This window comes from Chitinophaga sp. CF418 (assembly GCF_900142925.1).
GTDB lineage: Bacteria > Bacteroidota > Bacteroidia > Chitinophagales > Chitinophagaceae > Chitinophaga.
The window spans coordinates 57,915-75,032 of record NZ_FRCN01000016.1 but is presented as its reverse complement, the minus strand read 5'-3'; the positions used below and the strand labels follow the sequence as shown (position 1 = coordinate 75,032).

Below are 17,118 nucleotides of genomic sequence, written 5' to 3'. Positions count from 1 at the left end.
TGCCTGTCAGGGAGCGACAATGACACCTCTCACTGTGCTGTTCAACATTGTTTTTATTCTTAGCATTTTGGGAGTGAGTGCTTCATCTTGAAGCTCACCGTACCATCTGTAGACATCATCAAATACCTCGGCAAAATCCCGCATAGCTTCTGTACGTGTCCTGCCGACGCCAAAGATAGAAAGCATGCTGTTCTCAATCACGTAATGACCATTTTCTTTGCTCATGATAGAAAGTAAAGGGAAATTAAATACATACTGCCGGTCTTTTCCATTTATCACCCTGGGTGAAAAAAGATACACTTTTTTGCGTTTACGCTTGCGTACTCTTGCTTTCTTTTTTAATAATAATGCATTCTTCATATGTATAGTTTTTAGTTCAACATTCACGAACGCTTAAACAGCTGTGGATTTGCGGTATACAAACTGTTCAGGAAAATATGATAAGATGTAAGAAGAAATCCGGGTACAATGGTTGTCAGTTTTTCATCTTACAAACAATGGTATTAATGCATCCATACAATGCAACTGCACGCAAGTTTAAGAAACAATTTATAGTATTTAGTTAATTGGAAGTTAATAAGTATTTATTTTTTTCATCTACATGCAGATAACCTATATCATATATCTCTGTACGTTCTTTCAACGATCCCACATGTTTATACAAGGAGTAAATTTTTATGCTTCTGCAATCGTTAGCACACTAAATTTATTTTTAAAACTTCTGATAATCATATAGATTTGCAGACACAAGAATGGAAGTATTCCACTTTATTACGTAAAAAAGCACCTTAAGAACCTTATTTTTTCTTTCTCTATCGGGAACCACCAGACAGGCAGCACATTTAACATATCTCTTGTGAAGATGAGGATGATGTAGTAACATCAACAGTAAATCCTGCACGTGCATTTCTTAGCACCTTTACTTACTTCTAAATTCAGCATTGAATTTCGGATCGTTATCGTTATTCTGTTCACTCCAAAACAATACCATTCAAATGTCTAAGATCAAGATCTCAGATTTGGTAGCCGACCTTCAGAAGGCCGATACCCAGTGGCAGGCAAGAGAAACTACGGTTTCCCAACTGCCCGATCCACAGCAAAAAGCTTTATTGGGTGTCATTGTAAACACTGAGGAACTTGCCGCCGTTATGAACAAACGGGCTGCTACTGCTCCGGTAGCCAATTTTGCTCAGGAGGTGGACTGGCGCAACCGCAATGGTAATCATATCACTCCTGTGAAAGACCAGGGTGGATGTGGCTCCTGCGTTTCGTTCTGTACTACCTCAGTTACTGAAGCAATGGCGTCCATTGAAAAAGGACAATTACTCAACCTCTCAGAAGCAGACCTCCATTTCTGCTCTTCGCACGGTGCAAATTGCGGAGGATGGTGGCCTACTGATGCTTTCAGTCAGATCAAATCAAGAGGTATTCCGGATGAAGCCTGCTTCCCTTATGATACGGCTTTCCCGGACAACAATATCTGGAAGCAACCTCCCACATGTAAAGTAGGCCCCAATCGTGATGCAAGGGCAGTAAAGATCACTAACTCTACTACCATTGCAAACATCACTGAAAGAAAGAACTATATTTCCAACAATGGCCCATGCTCTGCTGTTATGCACGTGTATGAAGACTTCTTCTCTTATGCTGATGGCGTATACAAACATGTCAGCGGCTCAGATTATGGTCTGCACTGCGTAACAGTGATCGGTTATTCAGAAGTAGACCACTGCTGGATCTGTAAAAACTCCTGGGGCACCGGATGGGGTAAAGGAGGATTCTTTAAGATCGCTTACGGACAAGCTGGTATAGATACAGAATTCCCATTCTGGACTGCCAGCGGCATTAAACTTCCTGCGCAACAACATCAATGGCACGGATATGAAAACCTGGGCGGTTTATTATCATCCAGACCAAATGCAGTGTCGTGGGGACCAAACCGCATTGACGTTGTCGTACGGGGCATGGATTCTGCCGTTTATCACAAATGGTGGAACGGTACTTCCTGGAATGGCTGGGAATCTTTAGGTGGACAGATCCAGGGAGCTCCTGCTATCTGCTCATGGGCATCCGGACGCCTGGACATCTTCGCGCTGGGCCTCAACCATCACCTGTATCATAAATGGTATCAGGGTGGATGGAGCGGATGGGAAGATCTCGGTGGATTGCTATCTTCAGAACCAGCCTGCGTAAGCTGGGGACCAAACCGCATTGACATCTTCGCAAGAGGCATGAACTCCTCTATGTGGCATCTCTGGTGGAATGGCGCATGGCATGGATGGGAAGACCTCGGAGGCGTTATCAATTCAGCTCCGGCAGTATCTTCATGGGCTCCGGGCAGACTGGATTGTTTTGCGCGCGGCCTGAACAATCACCTGTTCCACAAATGGTTTGATACCAAATGGAGCGGATGGGAAGACCTGCAGTCCAATATGTTCGGCAGTCCTGCTGCCGTGTCATGGGGCGATAACAGGATAGATGTATTCTTCCCTGGACAAACCTACAATATGATGCATAAATGGTGGGATGGCGCTAAGTGGAGCGGAGATGAAAACCTCGGAGGTATCCTCTCTTCTGATGTAGGCGTATCTTCATGGGCAGCCGGACGACTCGACTGCTTTGTGCAAGGAACCGATTCCGCTATGTACCATAAATGGTACGTATAAATAGCAGTCATAATTGCGAATTACGGTTAACTATCTCATCTTCTGGCCTGATGATTGCCGGAAGTTAAGTATAGTGACTGTAATTCGCATTTTATTAAAAACCTAAAACTATGGAAAGCGAGGCTAAAGAAATAAAAGCAGGGACATCCCTCACTGTAGTTCTACCGGGTCTTGGTACCGCAGGATTCCAATGGTTCTACAAGGTCAGCAATAGCGAATGCGTTGATGTAAGACCTTACGATCATGCCGTGGATACCTTCCGGCAGGACGTAGGCACCAGTAATGAAGAGGCCTTTGTTATTAACGGAAAGGCCCCGGGACATGCTAGCGTCACCTTTGAACAAAGGCGCATCTGGGAAAAAGAAGGTCAGGCTATCAATGCCAGAAGATTAGAAATAACTGTTACCTGACCATTTTAGAAATCCAACTCCCCATAAAAATGCCCCTCTTTAGAATCCGGTAGCTGTAAAAACAGTCTATCTCTTACCTGTTTTAATTATTGAAATAAAAAATATATATCCCCGTACCCACCCTTTTTTCTTCTCCATAAGTATTTACTGGTGAAAGTTAACTGTTGCTGGCGGAAGCTTCCTTCAGGGGCCTCCGGCATTGTGCATGGCTGTAAGCCTATACCCTGCCAATTCATAGAGCTTAGTAAATCTATAAAAGACCGAAATCTATAATGACCGTTCATGAAGCGTATCTTTACAATTACCCTATTGTTCATCCATGCCGGCATACAGTTATTGTCTGCACAAACCTATACACCGGTACCTGTTACCGGCTTCAATGCCGACATTGTAGCTGAAGCGGGCACCAACGCAGTCGCTGTAACATCGACCGTAATAGACGGTAGTAACCACATTCTGCATACCCAGGCATTCGCCACGGCGAATGGGATCGGTGGCGGCATTATCAACTCCGGCACCTTCGTTAGTGGCACCCGCACTTACCAGATGAATCCTTATACCGGCCTGAATGCATTGTATCTCTCTGCCGCTGGCAACGTTGCCAACTCCCTGCCCGCAGGTACCTTAACCCTCACCACACCCGCCAGTTTCAGCAAATTGAGCATCCTGGCATTTGGCACGGAAAATAATAGTACCGTGACCGTGACATTGAACTATACCGATGGTACGTCTTCCAATGCGGGTACCCTGCAGATCAAAGACTGGTTCTTCGGAACTCCGTTTATATTCAGCGGTATGGGCAGATTGACGCGCACCACTACCGCCCCTACGGTGGACGGTCTTCCCAGCAATCCGAGGATGTACGCATTTGACTTTAATATTCCCTGCGCTGATCAGTCAAAACTGATCAGGTCCGTTTCTTTTCTGTATGTAGCGGGACCCAATATCAGCTCCAGGGCCTTGATCATGGCGCTTTCCGGCGTACAGTATACGCCACTTATATATACACACACCGTTACCGATGCCATCTGCGGAGGTGCGAACGGCAGCATTGCGGTGACTGCAAGCGGCGGTACTGCTCCGCTGAGCTATTCCTGGAATACTACTCCTGTACAGACTACGCCTACCGCCACAGGATTGGCTGCAGGCTTTTATACATTATCCATCAGGGATGGGAATAATTGTATTACAACTGTTAAGGATACTGTAGAGAAATTATCGCTGGTGAAGCTCACAGCAGCCACCAGTCCTGCCAAGATCTGTGCGGGAGAAACAGCTACACTTTCAGTGACTGCAACGGGTGGCACTGCGAATAATTATTCATGGACACCCGGTCCTGCTACCGGAAATACCGTTTCCGTGAGTCCGACAGATACAACATCCTACATCGTTACTGCGCAAGACGCCTTCGGCTGCGTGTTGAAAGATACCGTGGAAGTAATTGTTAAACCTACACCTGTCGCCGATTTCTCTGTACTGCCGGATGTAGTGTGCCTGGGTACAGGCCATACGCTGACATTCACAGGTACAGCGGGAACCGCTGCTACTTACGACTGGCATAACTTTTCAGGTGCTACTATACAAAGCGGCGCCGGTGCAGGTCCGTATGATATACGCTTTACTACAGCAGGCGTTTATCCCATACAATTACAGGTCACGGAAGATGGCTGCGTGTCTGGTACTTCCACACATAATATCACAGTGTCACAACCACCAACGGCCAGTTTCACCGTCAGTAAAACACCTGTATGTGCAGGAGAGGTCACCACCATCAATTTTACCGGCGCCTATGCAGGTAATGCTACTCCTGTCTGGAACTGGGGTGGCGGCGTAGTGCAGAGCGGCAGTGGTTTTGGGCCTTATACCGTTACTTATCAGCAAAGCGGCACCATCAGTCTGGTTATACAAGATAATATATGCGCAGATACCGCTGCTCCTGTTACGGTAACCGCTATTCCGATGCCGGTGGCTGATTTCAGAACAGATCTGACTACAGGTTGCGCGCCGACAGAAATCAGCTTTGACAATCTTTCACAGTTTGCAGATACGTATGAATGGTCGCTCGGAAACGGCTACCAGACAGGTGATGCCGAGCCTGTATATAGTTACAATACGCCCGGTACTTACACCGTAACCTTAAAGGCTATCGCGCAAGGTCAGTGCTCAACAACCGTTACAAAAACCGCTTTGATCAAAATACTGGCCGCTCCTGTTGCAGCATTCAGCGCTGCGCCTGGAGCAAATAATCCGGTAGAGTTCAAGAACGGCACTTTCACATTTAATAATACTTCACAGTTTGCAATAGCATACAATTGGGATTTCGGAGACGGCACCCTCTCCGATCTCGAAGATGCGCAGCATAAGTATGAACTACCTGGCAGCTACAGAGTAACGTTGTATGCAAAGAATGATATCGGCTGTATAGATAGCATCAGTCATGCATGGTATATCGTTGTGCCTGACCTGGTGTTGGAAATACCCAATGTTTTCAGTCCGAACGGAGATGGTATCAATGACCGCTGGAGCATAGATGGATTGAAAGCAAGGCCTGCCGCCACGACAGAGATCTATAACCGCTGGGGACAAATAGTGTTCACAGGTATCGGTTATAATCCATGGGATGGAACACGCAATGGAAGGCTGCTGCCGGAAGGCACGTATTATTATGTCATCAAAACATCAGCAGATGAAAAGCCCTATACAGGATGGGTGGCCCTGCTACGGTAATAAAATTTAGTATCAACCAAAAATACAATTGAATGAAACGTGTTCTTATTGTTGCCTCCATGCTGGTAATATGCGCCTGCAGGTTATACGCTCAAACCTATACGCCCATTGCCGTAACAGGTTTCAACAATGACGGAGTAGCTGAAACAGGTGTCAATGCTGAGGCTGTGACCACCACCGGACTTGACATCCAGCAGAAAATACTCTACACATATGATTTTGCCGCCACCAATGGCTTGCTGGCAGGGATAGCGAATGATGGTCTGTTTAGCACAGGGCTGCGTACCTATCAGATGAATGGTTTTGCAGACAACAACGTACTCTATCTTTCCAAACTGGGAGGCGTAACCAATACGCTCGGAACCGGCACACTGACATTTACCACACCGGATGCATACAGTAAGATAAGCCTGTTGTGCTTCTCTACTGAACAGAGCAGCACATTAGGCATCACCTTCAATTATACAGACGGCACAACATCGCCGCAGGTCGTTGCCAGTATCCTTGACTGGTTTGGTGGTATCAATCCTGTATTTGACAGTTATGGCCGTATCCAAAGATTGCCAGCGGGACCTTACAATGTAGAAGGACTTAGCAGCAACGATCCGCGTATCTATTGCATTGATATTGCTCCTGCCTGTGAAAACCAGGCAAAAGATATTGCATCTGTCACTATAGAATACCTGGTAAGTGGTAACCCCAGTAATGTGTCCAGGGCTGTAATCCTGGCGGTATCAGGGCAGGCTTATGTTCCTGTTACGGTGACTTCCGACGTGACGAAGGCTACCTGCGGCAACAGTGACGGTAGTATTGCCATTATGGCTACCGGTGGTGCCTTCCCGCTTACCTATTCATGGAACACGACACCGGTACAGACCACAGAAACAGCTACAGACCTGCCAGCAGGCACCTATACCTGTACTGTGACAGATGCTAATGGTTGTCCTGCGGATTTTGCAGCAGATATCAGTGAGGAATCCATGATACTCTTAAAAGCGCTGGCTAAACCGGGCGATATCTGTTCAGGTACAACAACCAAGTTATACGCCATCCCTACCGGCGGTAGCATGAGGAGTTATACCTGGGAACCAGGCAATATCACTGACTCCAGCTTCACAGTCGCACCCGATACCACCACTACCTTCAAACTGACCGCCGAAGATCAGAATGGCTGTCATGTAATAGATAGTATCAAAGTGACTGTAACCAAAAAGCCGGCCGCACCACTTGTATCTGCACAAAGCATTTGCCCCGACAGTACAGCAGTGTTAAAAATAGACAACGCCACCACACCCTTCACTTATAACTGGTATACTTACCCTTCCGGCGGTGACGTGGAAGGTCAGGGCGCCACTTATACCACACCTGCGGTGAGCACGGAGACGACCTGGTATGTGGAGGCAGTAAATGGCCCTTGCAGCAGTGACAGAACGGCGGTGACCGTCAGTCCATATGACCGGGCTACTACACCGGTGGTAAAGGCCGGAGATATCACTACAAGTGGAGTAACCTTCACCTGGGACCCAGTACCCGGAGCAACAGGTTACATTGTTTCTGTAGATGGAGCCGCCTATATTACGCCGAGCTCCGGCAATACCGGCACTTCGCACGTAGTGACGGGTATTACCAACCAGGAATCCATCTCCATCAAAGTGATCGCGCTCGGTCCGATAAGCTGTCAGAATAGTTTACCAGGCCTTGCTGCGGCCAAACCTAAGCCTGGGGAAATATTCATCCCGAATGCATTTACGCCTAACGGCGACGGGAAGAATGACTACTTCAAACCGGAAGGCACTACTATCTCTGCCATTGACATGAAAGTGTTCAACCAGTGGGGAGAACTGATCTACCAGACCAATCAGCTAACAGGTTGGAACGGTACTTATAATGGTAAGCTGCAGCCTACAGGAGTATATACTTACACTGTAAGGATCACCCTGAATAACAAGACTGAGCTGACAAGAAAAGGGGCCATCAACCTCCTACGATAAACCTGGCAATAACCCGTTTTATTCAGGGCATCCTTAAAGAGTTACTACTTTAAGGATGCCCTTCTTTTTATCTATCCATCTCTTACTACCAAAAAAGATAGTAACTTTCGCAGGAGATATTTAACAATGGAATAAACGTTTTCTGCCCATCTTTGCGTTGCCGGAATCATTCCGGGTACCAGATAAGAGACACAGAAACAGATAATGAAAAGCGTCACAAGGGACATTCGCGGGGTCGGTGAAGCCGTATCCATCATTCATCATATTCAAAAACAACGTTAAGAACACACATCAAGAGCTATCCCTTTACAGATGTCTCTTATAAACACTCAAAAGTTTCGAATCCGACAATGAAAAAAGTAATTCTCGTAACCGGCGCCTCCACAGGCCTGGGCTTGGCTACCGCCAAAGCACTTACTGCAGAAGGTCACACCGTCTATGGCACAAGCCGGGATATAAAACGTATCAAAGACGTTCCCTTTAAGCCGCTTCAAATGGATATTACTGATGATGCATCAGTAAATAATGCTATAGCAGACATCATCAAAAATGAGGGCCATATCGACGTCGTTGTCAACAATGCAGGTAACGGCATAGTAGGCCCGCTGTATGCCATGCCTGTAGAACAGGCCAAAAGACAATTCGAAGTGAATTTCTTCGGTATGGTGCGTGTGAACAGCGCCGTTCTCCCGGGAATGATCGAGCGTAAGAAAGGCCTGATAGTACAGGTGAGTTCATTGGGAGGTCTCTTTGGGTTGCCCTATCAGGGTATGTACTGCGCTTCCAAATTTGCAGTGGAAGGTTATTCACAGAGTCTTCGCATGGAATTACTATATACCGGTGTAAAAGTGGCTGTTGTAAATCCGGGCGATTTCAAGACTGCTTTTACAGACAACCGCGAGAAATTACCTTTCCCTATCGTGAATGAAAAACTGCATAAGGACTTTGATACTGCAGTCAGCAATATGGGAAGAGATGAGCAAAACGGCAGCCATCCGGATGTTGTAGCCAAAAAGATCTCTAAGATCATTGCTAAATCCAGTCCTTCTCACAACTACCTGGTAGGCGCCCTGGGACAGACTATTGTGCCGACACTAAAGGCCATCCTCCCCGGCGGGCTGTTTACAAAACTGATGAATGACCACTACGGCATAAAGTAAGGATCATAATACTACTAAAGATTGCCATATTTTGTATAGGGTTGATTAATAGCTAATTGTGCTTTAATCAGCCCTTTTTTACGTTTGTGAACATCAGGCGACCCCGGCCATAAAAAACTTTGAATTTTACAACTATTCATTTGAATGAAACAATAAAACGAGCAGGATTCTTTCCACCTTTACACCAGAATTTGAAGGTACTCAACGGACAAAAGACAGTAAGAAAAGAACCACGTATGACGAGTGGTTCTTTTCTTATAAAAAATCATTGCTTCAAGATTCCTTCAAACTTTAAAACGAATTATGCAGTTGATATGAAAGTACTGCTCGTTGAAGATAATATGGAGCTGGCCGGCAGCATTAGTAATTTTCTCGAAAAAGAAGGCTACCTGTGCGAAGTGAGTTATACCAGTAATGAAGCACATGATAAATTGGTATCGTTTCAATATGACTGTGTGCTGTTGGACATTACATTACCTGATGGCAATGGACTGGAACTGCTTCAGTTCATCCACCTGGAGAAGATTGATAGTTGTGTACTGATCATTTCCGCCAGGAATTCATTAGATGATAAGATAACAGGACTGGAAGGCGGCGCCGACGATTATCTGACAAAACCTTTCCATCTTACAGAGTTACATGCCCGGCTTAGAGCTATATACAGGAGAAAGAAACTGCAGGGAAACAACATTATCACGTTCAATGAGATCACATTGAATACGGATACGCTGGAGGCTATCGTCCACGATATAAAACTGGACGTAACGCCGAAAGAATTTGATCTGCTGCTTTATTTTCTGGTCAACAAGAACAGGGTACTATCGCGTCAGTCTATTGCCGCCCATCTGTGGGGAGACTATACCGACAACCTGGCCAATTTTGACTTCGTATACCAGCATGTTAAGAACCTGCGAAAGAAGATACACGCAGCTGAAGGCGGAGATTATATTAGTACGGTATACGGATTAGGATACAAATTTAATACTGCCGTGTCATGAAACTGATCAACAAATTCACTTTATGGTATCTATGCATCACACTGGCAGCAATGCTTGTAGGGGTGGCGATCGCTTACAATAAAGTAAAATCAGGTATTGACGAGGCAGAGATCAACAGGCTGAAGGTATATAATGATCAGATGGCGCTGCAGATGCAACGTGGCGTATCTCCGGATACTTACATGCGCGGCAGGCCGGCAGAGATCAAACTATTATTGAATGAGGTACCGGTCAATAAATATGAAGTGTTAGAGCATTCGTTTTACAATACCATGCTGCAACACAAGGAGTGCCGGCTGACCGTTACTTCTTTTTACAAGATAAACGGACACTATTACAGCATTTCGTCATATAATTATATTACCAAGGCAAAGGAGATCCTGGAGGGGTTAATGAGCTCTTTCATCTGGATCTTCGCCATCCTGCTGCTGCTGACGGTGCTCTCAGCACGCTTTGTATCGCGATTGATACTGGCGCCTTTTCATTATACACTGAAAAAGGTACGCCTGTTCAACCTGAAAGATAAGAAGCCATTGCAGCTGCCTACGGTCAATGCGGCAGAGCTGAAAACATTGAACAGCTTTCTGAATAGCATGACAGATAAGGCTTTGGATGACTACCGGTCGCTGAAGGAGTTCACTGAAAATGCCTCTCATGAGTTACAGACACCGGTAGCCATACTACGTAATAAGCTGGAGCTGTTGACAGAGTCTTATCTGCAGGCGAAAGACCCGGATACTATTACCGGGCTGATAGCAGATATGCAGAACGCCATTGATAAACTTTCCAGGATCAACAGTTCCCTGACCTTGCTGGCCAGGCTGGAAAACAATGAATTTCGCAACAAGCAGGCTATCTCATTCTGCCAGCTGACCACAGACGCGTTACAGGGATTTTCCGAGCTGATGGACATGAAAGCCATTAAGCTGGACACGAAGATCACTTCAGGCGTATCAGTGCAATTACATCCTGCACTGACAGACATTCTACTGGGCAACTTGCTGAGCAATGCGATCAGGCACAATATATACGGGGGCATGATCAGGGTAAGGCTGTCTAAAGCGAAACTGATCATCAGCAATACCGGTAATCCACCGGAAGTGCCAACCACAGAACTGTTCAAACGTTTTAAAAAGGGCCGCAGGAATAGCGATTCGATAGGAATAGGCCTGGCCATTGTAAAACAGATCTGTGACGTCAATCATTTTAATATCCAATATAATTATGCCGACGGATGGCATACTATGCAAATAATTTTCGAGGAATCAACAGGGAGCACAATGTTACAGAAGGAAGACGCCAACGCATTATTTCCGGAAAGACAACATTAGTGCTTATGGTCTAATGTTCAAGTATTATCATGCAAACAAAAAGAATCGTCGTGGTCCTGTTCCTGCTGTTATGGCACGGATCGATGGAAGTATTACACGCACAGCAGCTACTAACGCTGAAAGACGCCGTACAGACTGCACTCGCCAACTATGGATCAATTAAGGCCAAGGCCAATTACCTGAATGCCTCTAAGTCCACCGTTACCCAGGCGAAGCGGGATTATCTCCCGAACCTTAATCTTTCTGCCCAGCAGGATTACGGTACTGTGAACGGGCAGTTCGGCCCTTCCTATGGTCTGAATGGTCTGGGGGTATCTTCATCAGGTCCTACCCTTCCGTCGCAGAACTGGAATGCCGCTTTCGGCGGACTCTATCTCGCCAATGTCAACTGGGATTTCTTTGCCTTTGGCCGCGCCAAAGAGAAGATCAAAGCCGCACAGGCAGCCGTAGCCAGGGACCAGGCAGACTGGGAGCAGGAACAATTCCAGCAATCTGTAAGGGTTGCGGGAGCATACCTTAATCTGCTGGCCGCACAACGCCTGACCCGGTCATGGTGGAATAATCTGGAACGTGCTGATACGTTCCGCTCAGTGGTGGTAACAAGGGCGAAGAACGGGTTAATCCCCGGCGTAGATTCTACATTGGCCAATGCAGAAGTATCCAATGCAAAGATCGCCTACACAAAGGCAAAGGACGCAGAACAGACACAGGCTAATCAGCTGGCGGTACTGATGGGCGTACCTCCTACTGAGTTCATACTGGATACCGTGTTCATTAACCGCATTCCGGCGGCGCTGACTGACAGCGTCAATGCTGCAGTACAGAGCCATCCTTTACTGAAATACTATGAAAACCGTATCAGGTTAAGTGATGAACAGGCACGTTACATACATACCCTGAACTTCCCTGCGTTTTCTGTTTTCGGGGTCATGCAGACAAGAGGTTCCGGTTTCGATGCCAGCTATGTAACAGACCAGACAGCATACGATAAAGGATACTGGGATGGTGTAAAACCTAACCGCAGTAACTATCTGCTGGGGGTAGGCGTAACCTGGAACATTACTTCTCCGCTGAGAGTAAAACACCAGGCAGCCTCTCAGAAATTCATATCAAAAGGCTTGCAGGATGAATATGAACTGGTACGCCAGCAGTTGACGGCACAGTTATCACTGTCTGACACCAGGATCAAAAATGCGCTTGTCAATTATGCAGAAGCGCCTATACAGGTCAATGCGGCAACTGAAGCTTATCAGCAAAGAACGGTACTGTATAGGAACGGACTGAATACGATCGTGGATGTGACACAGGTCTTTTATACACTGAACCGTGCAGAAACAGATCGTGATATTGCCTACACCAACGTATGGCAGGCGCTGTTACTGAAAGCTGCCGCTACCGGCAATTTCTCTCTATTCATCAATGAATTCTAATTAAATGAACCTGATAAGATCAGCATTACGCAAACCAATATCCATACTGGTAATAGTGGCTGCCCTCTTCTTCTTCGGCATAGGCGCTGTAAGAACGATCAAGGTGGACATCTTCCCCAAACTGGACCTGCCGGTGATGTACATCGCGCATCCCTTCGGCGGATACACTCCCACCCAGATGGAAGCATATTTTGGTAAACAATATATCAACGTCCTGCTTTATGTGAATGGTATCAAAACCATTGAAACAAAGAACATACAAGGTCTTACCCTCATCAAGGTGAGTTTTTATCCGGGCACGAACATGGCACAGGCACAGGCAGAGCTAAGTGCCTTCTGTAACCGTATACAGGCCATTTTCCCGCCGGGCTCACAGCCTCCTTTCATTATCCGTTTTGACGCTTCTACCCTGCCTGTAGGCGAGCTGGTATTGAGCAGTGAAAAACGTAACAATAACGAGCTGCTGGACCTTGCCAACACTTATGTACGTTCATCTTTTACTTCTATTCCGGGTCTGGTGTCTGCACCTCCCTTCGGTGGTAACTTACGTACCGTAGTGATCAAGGCAGATCCTGAACTGCTTCGTTCTCACAATATGACGCCCGACCAGCTGGTAGAGGCATTACGTATCAACAACCAGACCTCTCCATCCGGTAACGTACGTATCGGAGATATCAACTTTATCACACCAGCCAATACTGCTATCCGCACTGTAAAAGATTTTGAGAACATCCCCCTTTACAAAGGAGGCGTACAGAACCTTTACCTGCGCGACGTAGCCACTGTGGAAGACGGCGCAGATATTACTGCCGGTTATGCACTGGTGAACGGACGCCGTTCCGTATACCTCAGTGTGGCAAAATCGGGTGATGCATCTACCTGGGAAGTAGTACAGAAACTGAAAAAGGCATTGCCGAAATTCCAGTCCCTGCTGCCGGAAGATGTAAAACTGACATATGAATTTGACCAGTCTGTATATGTGATCAACGCTGTAAAAAGCCTGATCAGTGAGGGCGCCATTGGTGCGATCCTGACAGGGTTAATGGTACTGTTATTTCTCGGTGACCCAAGAGGTGCGCTGATTGTGATACTGACCATCCCGACCTCCATTATTGCGGCAGTGCTCTGCCTCAAAGTGGCAGGACAGACCATCAACATTATGACGTTGAGCGGTCTGGCGCTGGCCATTGGTATATTAGTGGATGAGAGTACGGTGACGATAGAAAATATACACCAGCACCTTGATATGGGTAAACCGAAGGGGCTGGCCATCTGGGACGCGTGTAAGGAGATCGCTTTCCCGAAACTGCTCATCCTGTTCTGTATCCTGGCTGTATTTGCGCCGGCATTCACTATGGGTGGCATTCCGGGATCGTTGTTCCTGCCATTGGCATTAGCAATAGGTTTTGCCATGATCATTTCTTACTTCCTGGCGCAAACCTTTGTACCTATCATGGCCAACTGGCTGATGAAGGCGCATCCGCACGCAGGTCATGAACCTGATCATATCCTCAGTAAGAAAGAACTCGCTGAAAGAGCAGACTTAAATAGTAATGGTAAACTTTCCTTCTTTGAGAGATTGCGTAACCGGTTCATGCGTTTCATAGAACGTGTTATGCCTGCCCGTAAAGTGATCGTATCAATTTACCTGGTAGCAGGTATAGGGCTGGTTTTGCTGCTGCTGAATACAATAGGAAGGGACGTATTGCCCCGTGGTAACGGCAGTCAGTTCCAGTTAAGGATACGTGCGCCACAGGGCACCCGCGCTGAAAGAACAGAAGAGATCACTATAAAAACGGTTAAGGCTATCAGAAGCATTGTAGGACCAGAGAATGTAGCTATTTCATCTTCTTATGTAGGACAACACCCCGGACAATTCTCCATCAGCCCTATTTACCTGTTCATGCCCGGACCACAGGAAGCGGTAATACAGGTTGCGCTGAAAGAGGATTATAAAGTAAACATGGATGAGCTGAAAGATAAGATCAGGGAAAGGATGAAGGCAGAATTGCCGGGTGTTACTCCTTCATTTGAGCCAATAGAACTGACGGATAAGATCCTGAGCCAGGGTTCTCCTACGCCGATAGAAGTAAGGCTTTCCGGCAGGAATAAACAGCTCAATGAGCAGTATGCGGAGAAAGTGATCGGGAAACTGAAAAAGATCCCATATCTCAGGGATGTGCAACTTGGTCAATCTACCAAGTATCCTGCCTTGAAGATCACGATAGACCGCGTGCGCGCAGCACAACTGGGTGTGGACGTGAGTGATATTTCCCGTTCACTGATCGCATCTACTTCTTCTTCCCGTTATACCGAGAAGAACATCTGGATAGATGAAAAATCAAACCTGAGTTACAGCGTGCAGGTACAGGTTCCGGAAAACAAAATGACGGATGTACAGGATATTGCAGAAATTCCCCTTTTAAGGAACGCCAGCAGGCCCGTATTGGGAGATGTGGCCACGATCACCCGCGATACCACTTATGGTGAAGCAGACAACCTGGGTGCTATCCCTTCACTTTCTGTGACGGCAAATACAAACAATATCGATCTTGGTACCGCAACTGATGATGTGAACAAAGCGATTGCTTCCATCGGTGAGTTGCCACGTGGTCTGAGCGTTGAACTGATCGGTTTGAGCTCAACCCTTACCGAAACACTGGACAGCCTGCAATCGGGATTGATTGTAGCAGTAGTAGTGATCTTCCTGATGCTGGCAGCCAACTTCCAGTCTTTCAAAGTATCGGCGGTGGTACTGGCTTCAGTACCGGCAGTATTGATCGGTTCACTGACCTTACTGCTTATCACCGGATCTACCCTGAACCTGCAGTCTTATATGGGTATCATCATGTCGGTGGGCGTGTCCATTTCGAACGCCGTATTGCTGATCACCAATGCGGAACAGCTGCGCCTGGGTAACGGCAATGCTTTGCTTTCTGCGAAAGAAGCCGTAGCATTACGTCTCCGCCCCATTCTGATGACCAGTCTTGCGATGGTGGCAGGTATGATCCCGATGGCAAGCGGCCTGGGAGAATCCGGCGACCAGACATCTCCGCTGGGACGTGCGGTGATCGGCGGTCTGATTGCTTCTACCTTCAGTACGCTCTTCATTTTACCACTGGTATTTGCATGGGCGCAGGGTAAGACAACGACCCAGTCGGTATCACTCGATCCGGAAGATAAAGAAAGTAAAAACTATGTACCATCCTTACACGAATAATATGAACAGTCTAAAAGCACTTGCTATCACGATAATATGCAGTTTGCCAGCTACGATGCTGCTGAGCAGCTGCGGCCACACAGAAGGCAAATCAGAAACGACAGAAGCTGCAGCGCCTGAAGAGGCGGCCGTATCCGCCCTGTCCCTCCAAAAGGGTAAATTATCTTCCTCCCTGCAGATACCTGGTGAGCTGATTGCTTACCAACAGGTAGATATTTATGCAAAGGTGAGCAGCTTCGTAAGAAAGCTGCACGTAGATGTAGGTTCTGAAGTGAGCACTGGTCAGCTGCTGGCCACCATGGAAGCCCCTGAGATCACTTCCCAGCTGGCTGGCGCAGAATCCAGGTTAAAGGCACAGGAGGCAATATACCTTGCCAGCAAAGCGAACTATGACCGTTTGTACAGTACCAGTCTGACACCGGGCACCGTATCAAAGAACGATCTCGATATAGCACTGGCCCGTCAGAACTCAGATAAAGCACAACTGGATGCTGCCAGGGCTTCCTACAGGGAGATCACCGATAACAGGAACTACCTGGAGATCAGAGCGCCATTTTCAGGCGTTATAAGCGCAAGAAATGTCAGTGCGGGTGCATATGTTGGTCCAACCGGAAAAGGCTCTGAATTCCCCTTATTTACCCTGCAGGAACAGAAGAAACTGCGTCTTGTGATCTCTGTTCCGGAAGCATATACCAGCTACCTGGCCAACAACAGCGAGGTACGCTTCAATGTAAAAGCATTCACCGGTCAGTCATTCACCGCAAAGGTGAACCGCCTTTCCGGGGCGCTTGATACCAGACTTCGTTCACAGCGTATTGAAATGGACGTCATCAACAATGATAAAAAACTGCTTCCCGGTATGATCGCAGAAGTGAACATTCCAATGAACAGCACTGACAGCACATTCCTGGTTCCAAAGACAGCAGTCGTCAATTCTACCGTGAATATATTCGTAGTGAGGGTGGTAAATGGTAAGGCCGAAAGAGTACAGGTGCAGACCGGACGTGAAGCAGATGGAAAAATTGAAATATACGGAAGTAATCTCAACGAAGGCGACACCATCGTAACTACCGCCACCGAAGAGTTAAGAGACGGCGCAGAACTGAAGCACGTTAAAACAGGCAAGTAAGAAAGGATGTAATCAACGAAAAAGGCTGTCACATGCGGACAGCCTTTTTACATATA

11 protein-coding genes are annotated in these 17,118 nt (G+C 46.9%); 10 read left to right on the top strand and 1 reads right to left on the bottom strand.

The features are described from left to right. Nucleotides 1-6: 6 nt before the first annotated feature. Entirely contained in the window at nucleotides 7-360 is a 354-nt protein-coding gene (locus F3I09_RS29260; protein ID WP_149698601.1) for a hypothetical protein, read from the bottom strand. Between the two features lie 635 nt (nucleotides 361-995). On the opposite strand from F3I09_RS29260, the gene F3I09_RS29255 reads away from it, so the two are divergent. The 10 genes from F3I09_RS29255 (at nucleotide 996) to F3I09_RS29210 (ending at nucleotide 17,062) form a co-directional block, all read left to right on the top strand. Next, nucleotides 996-2,666, top strand: coding sequence for a C1 family peptidase (locus tag F3I09_RS29255; protein ID WP_149698600.1), 1,671 nt, complete (start codon nucleotides 996-998; stop codon nucleotides 2,664-2,666). 110 nt (nucleotides 2,667-2,776) lie between these two features. After that, nucleotides 2,777-3,076, top strand: a complete 300-nt coding sequence (locus tag F3I09_RS29250) for a protease inhibitor I42 family protein (RefSeq protein ID WP_149698599.1) — start codon at nucleotides 2,777-2,779, stop codon at nucleotides 3,074-3,076. Nucleotides 3,077-3,358: 282 nt separating this feature from the next. Then, nucleotides 3,359-5,803 (top strand): PKD domain-containing protein, encoded by a 2,445-nt coding sequence (locus tag F3I09_RS29245; RefSeq protein WP_149698598.1) that lies wholly within the window; start codon nucleotides 3,359-3,361, stop codon nucleotides 5,801-5,803. Nucleotides 5,804-5,835: 32 nt separating this feature from the next. Then, a complete protein-coding gene (locus F3I09_RS29240) occupies nucleotides 5,836-7,794 on the top strand; it encodes a gliding motility-associated C-terminal domain-containing protein (protein ID WP_149698597.1) in 1,959 nt (652 codons plus the stop codon). A 350-nt stretch (nucleotides 7,795-8,144) separates the two neighbouring features. After that, nucleotides 8,145-8,954 (top strand): SDR family oxidoreductase, encoded by an 810-nt coding sequence (locus F3I09_RS29235; protein ID WP_149698596.1) that lies wholly within the window; start codon nucleotides 8,145-8,147, stop codon nucleotides 8,952-8,954. Nucleotides 8,955-9,268: 314 nt separating this feature from the next. Beyond that, nucleotides 9,269-9,952, top strand: coding sequence for a response regulator transcription factor (locus F3I09_RS29230; protein WP_149698595.1), 684 nt, complete (start codon nucleotides 9,269-9,271; stop codon nucleotides 9,950-9,952). After that, a complete protein-coding gene (locus F3I09_RS29225) occupies nucleotides 9,949-11,283 on the top strand; it encodes a HAMP domain-containing sensor histidine kinase (RefSeq protein ID WP_149698594.1) in 1,335 nt (444 codons plus the stop codon). The genes F3I09_RS29230 and F3I09_RS29225 overlap by 4 nt, the downstream gene beginning before the upstream one ends. Before the next feature lie 29 nt (nucleotides 11,284-11,312). Next, nucleotides 11,313-12,713 carry a TolC family protein gene (locus F3I09_RS29220; RefSeq protein ID WP_149698593.1) on the top strand — a complete coding sequence of 467 codons (1,401 nt, stop codon included), beginning with the start codon at nucleotides 11,313-11,315 and terminating at the stop codon, nucleotides 12,711-12,713. A gap of 4 nt (nucleotides 12,714-12,717) precedes the next feature. After that, nucleotides 12,718-15,933: an efflux RND transporter permease subunit gene (locus tag F3I09_RS29215; RefSeq protein WP_149698592.1), complete on the top strand. Its 3,216-nt coding sequence runs from the start codon at nucleotides 12,718-12,720 to the stop codon at nucleotides 15,931-15,933. Nucleotide 15,934: 1 nt separating this feature from the next. Next, complete coding sequence (locus F3I09_RS29210; RefSeq protein ID WP_223233430.1) at nucleotides 15,935-17,062, top strand: efflux RND transporter periplasmic adaptor subunit; 1,128 nt, start codon at nucleotides 15,935-15,937, stop codon at nucleotides 17,060-17,062. Nucleotides 17,063-17,118: the final 56 nt, after the last annotated feature.

Bases quoted from the DNA above. Each gene is read 5' to 3' on its own strand.
- F3I09_RS29260 (WP_149698601.1), bottom strand. From the start codon at position 360: ATGAAGAATGCATTATTATTAAAAAAGAAAGCAAGAGTACGCAAGCGT.
- F3I09_RS29255 (WP_149698600.1), top strand. From the start codon at position 996: ATGTCTAAGATCAAGATCTCAGATTTGGTAGCCGACCTTCAGAAGGCC.
- F3I09_RS29250 (WP_149698599.1), top strand. From the start codon at position 2,777: ATGGAAAGCGAGGCTAAAGAAATAAAAGCAGGGACATCCCTCACTGTA.
- F3I09_RS29245 (WP_149698598.1), top strand. From the start codon at position 3,359: ATGAAGCGTATCTTTACAATTACCCTATTGTTCATCCATGCCGGCATA.
- F3I09_RS29240 (WP_149698597.1), top strand. From the start codon at position 5,836: ATGAAACGTGTTCTTATTGTTGCCTCCATGCTGGTAATATGCGCCTGC.
- F3I09_RS29235 (WP_149698596.1), top strand. From the start codon at position 8,145: ATGAAAAAAGTAATTCTCGTAACCGGCGCCTCCACAGGCCTGGGCTTG.
- F3I09_RS29230 (WP_149698595.1), top strand. From the start codon at position 9,269: ATGAAAGTACTGCTCGTTGAAGATAATATGGAGCTGGCCGGCAGCATT.
- F3I09_RS29225 (WP_149698594.1), top strand. From the start codon at position 9,949: ATGAAACTGATCAACAAATTCACTTTATGGTATCTATGCATCACACTG.
- F3I09_RS29220 (WP_149698593.1), top strand. From the start codon at position 11,313: ATGCAAACAAAAAGAATCGTCGTGGTCCTGTTCCTGCTGTTATGGCAC.
- F3I09_RS29215 (WP_149698592.1), top strand. From the start codon at position 12,718: ATGAACCTGATAAGATCAGCATTACGCAAACCAATATCCATACTGGTA.
- F3I09_RS29210 (WP_223233430.1), top strand. From the start codon at position 15,935: ATGAACAGTCTAAAAGCACTTGCTATCACGATAATATGCAGTTTGCCA.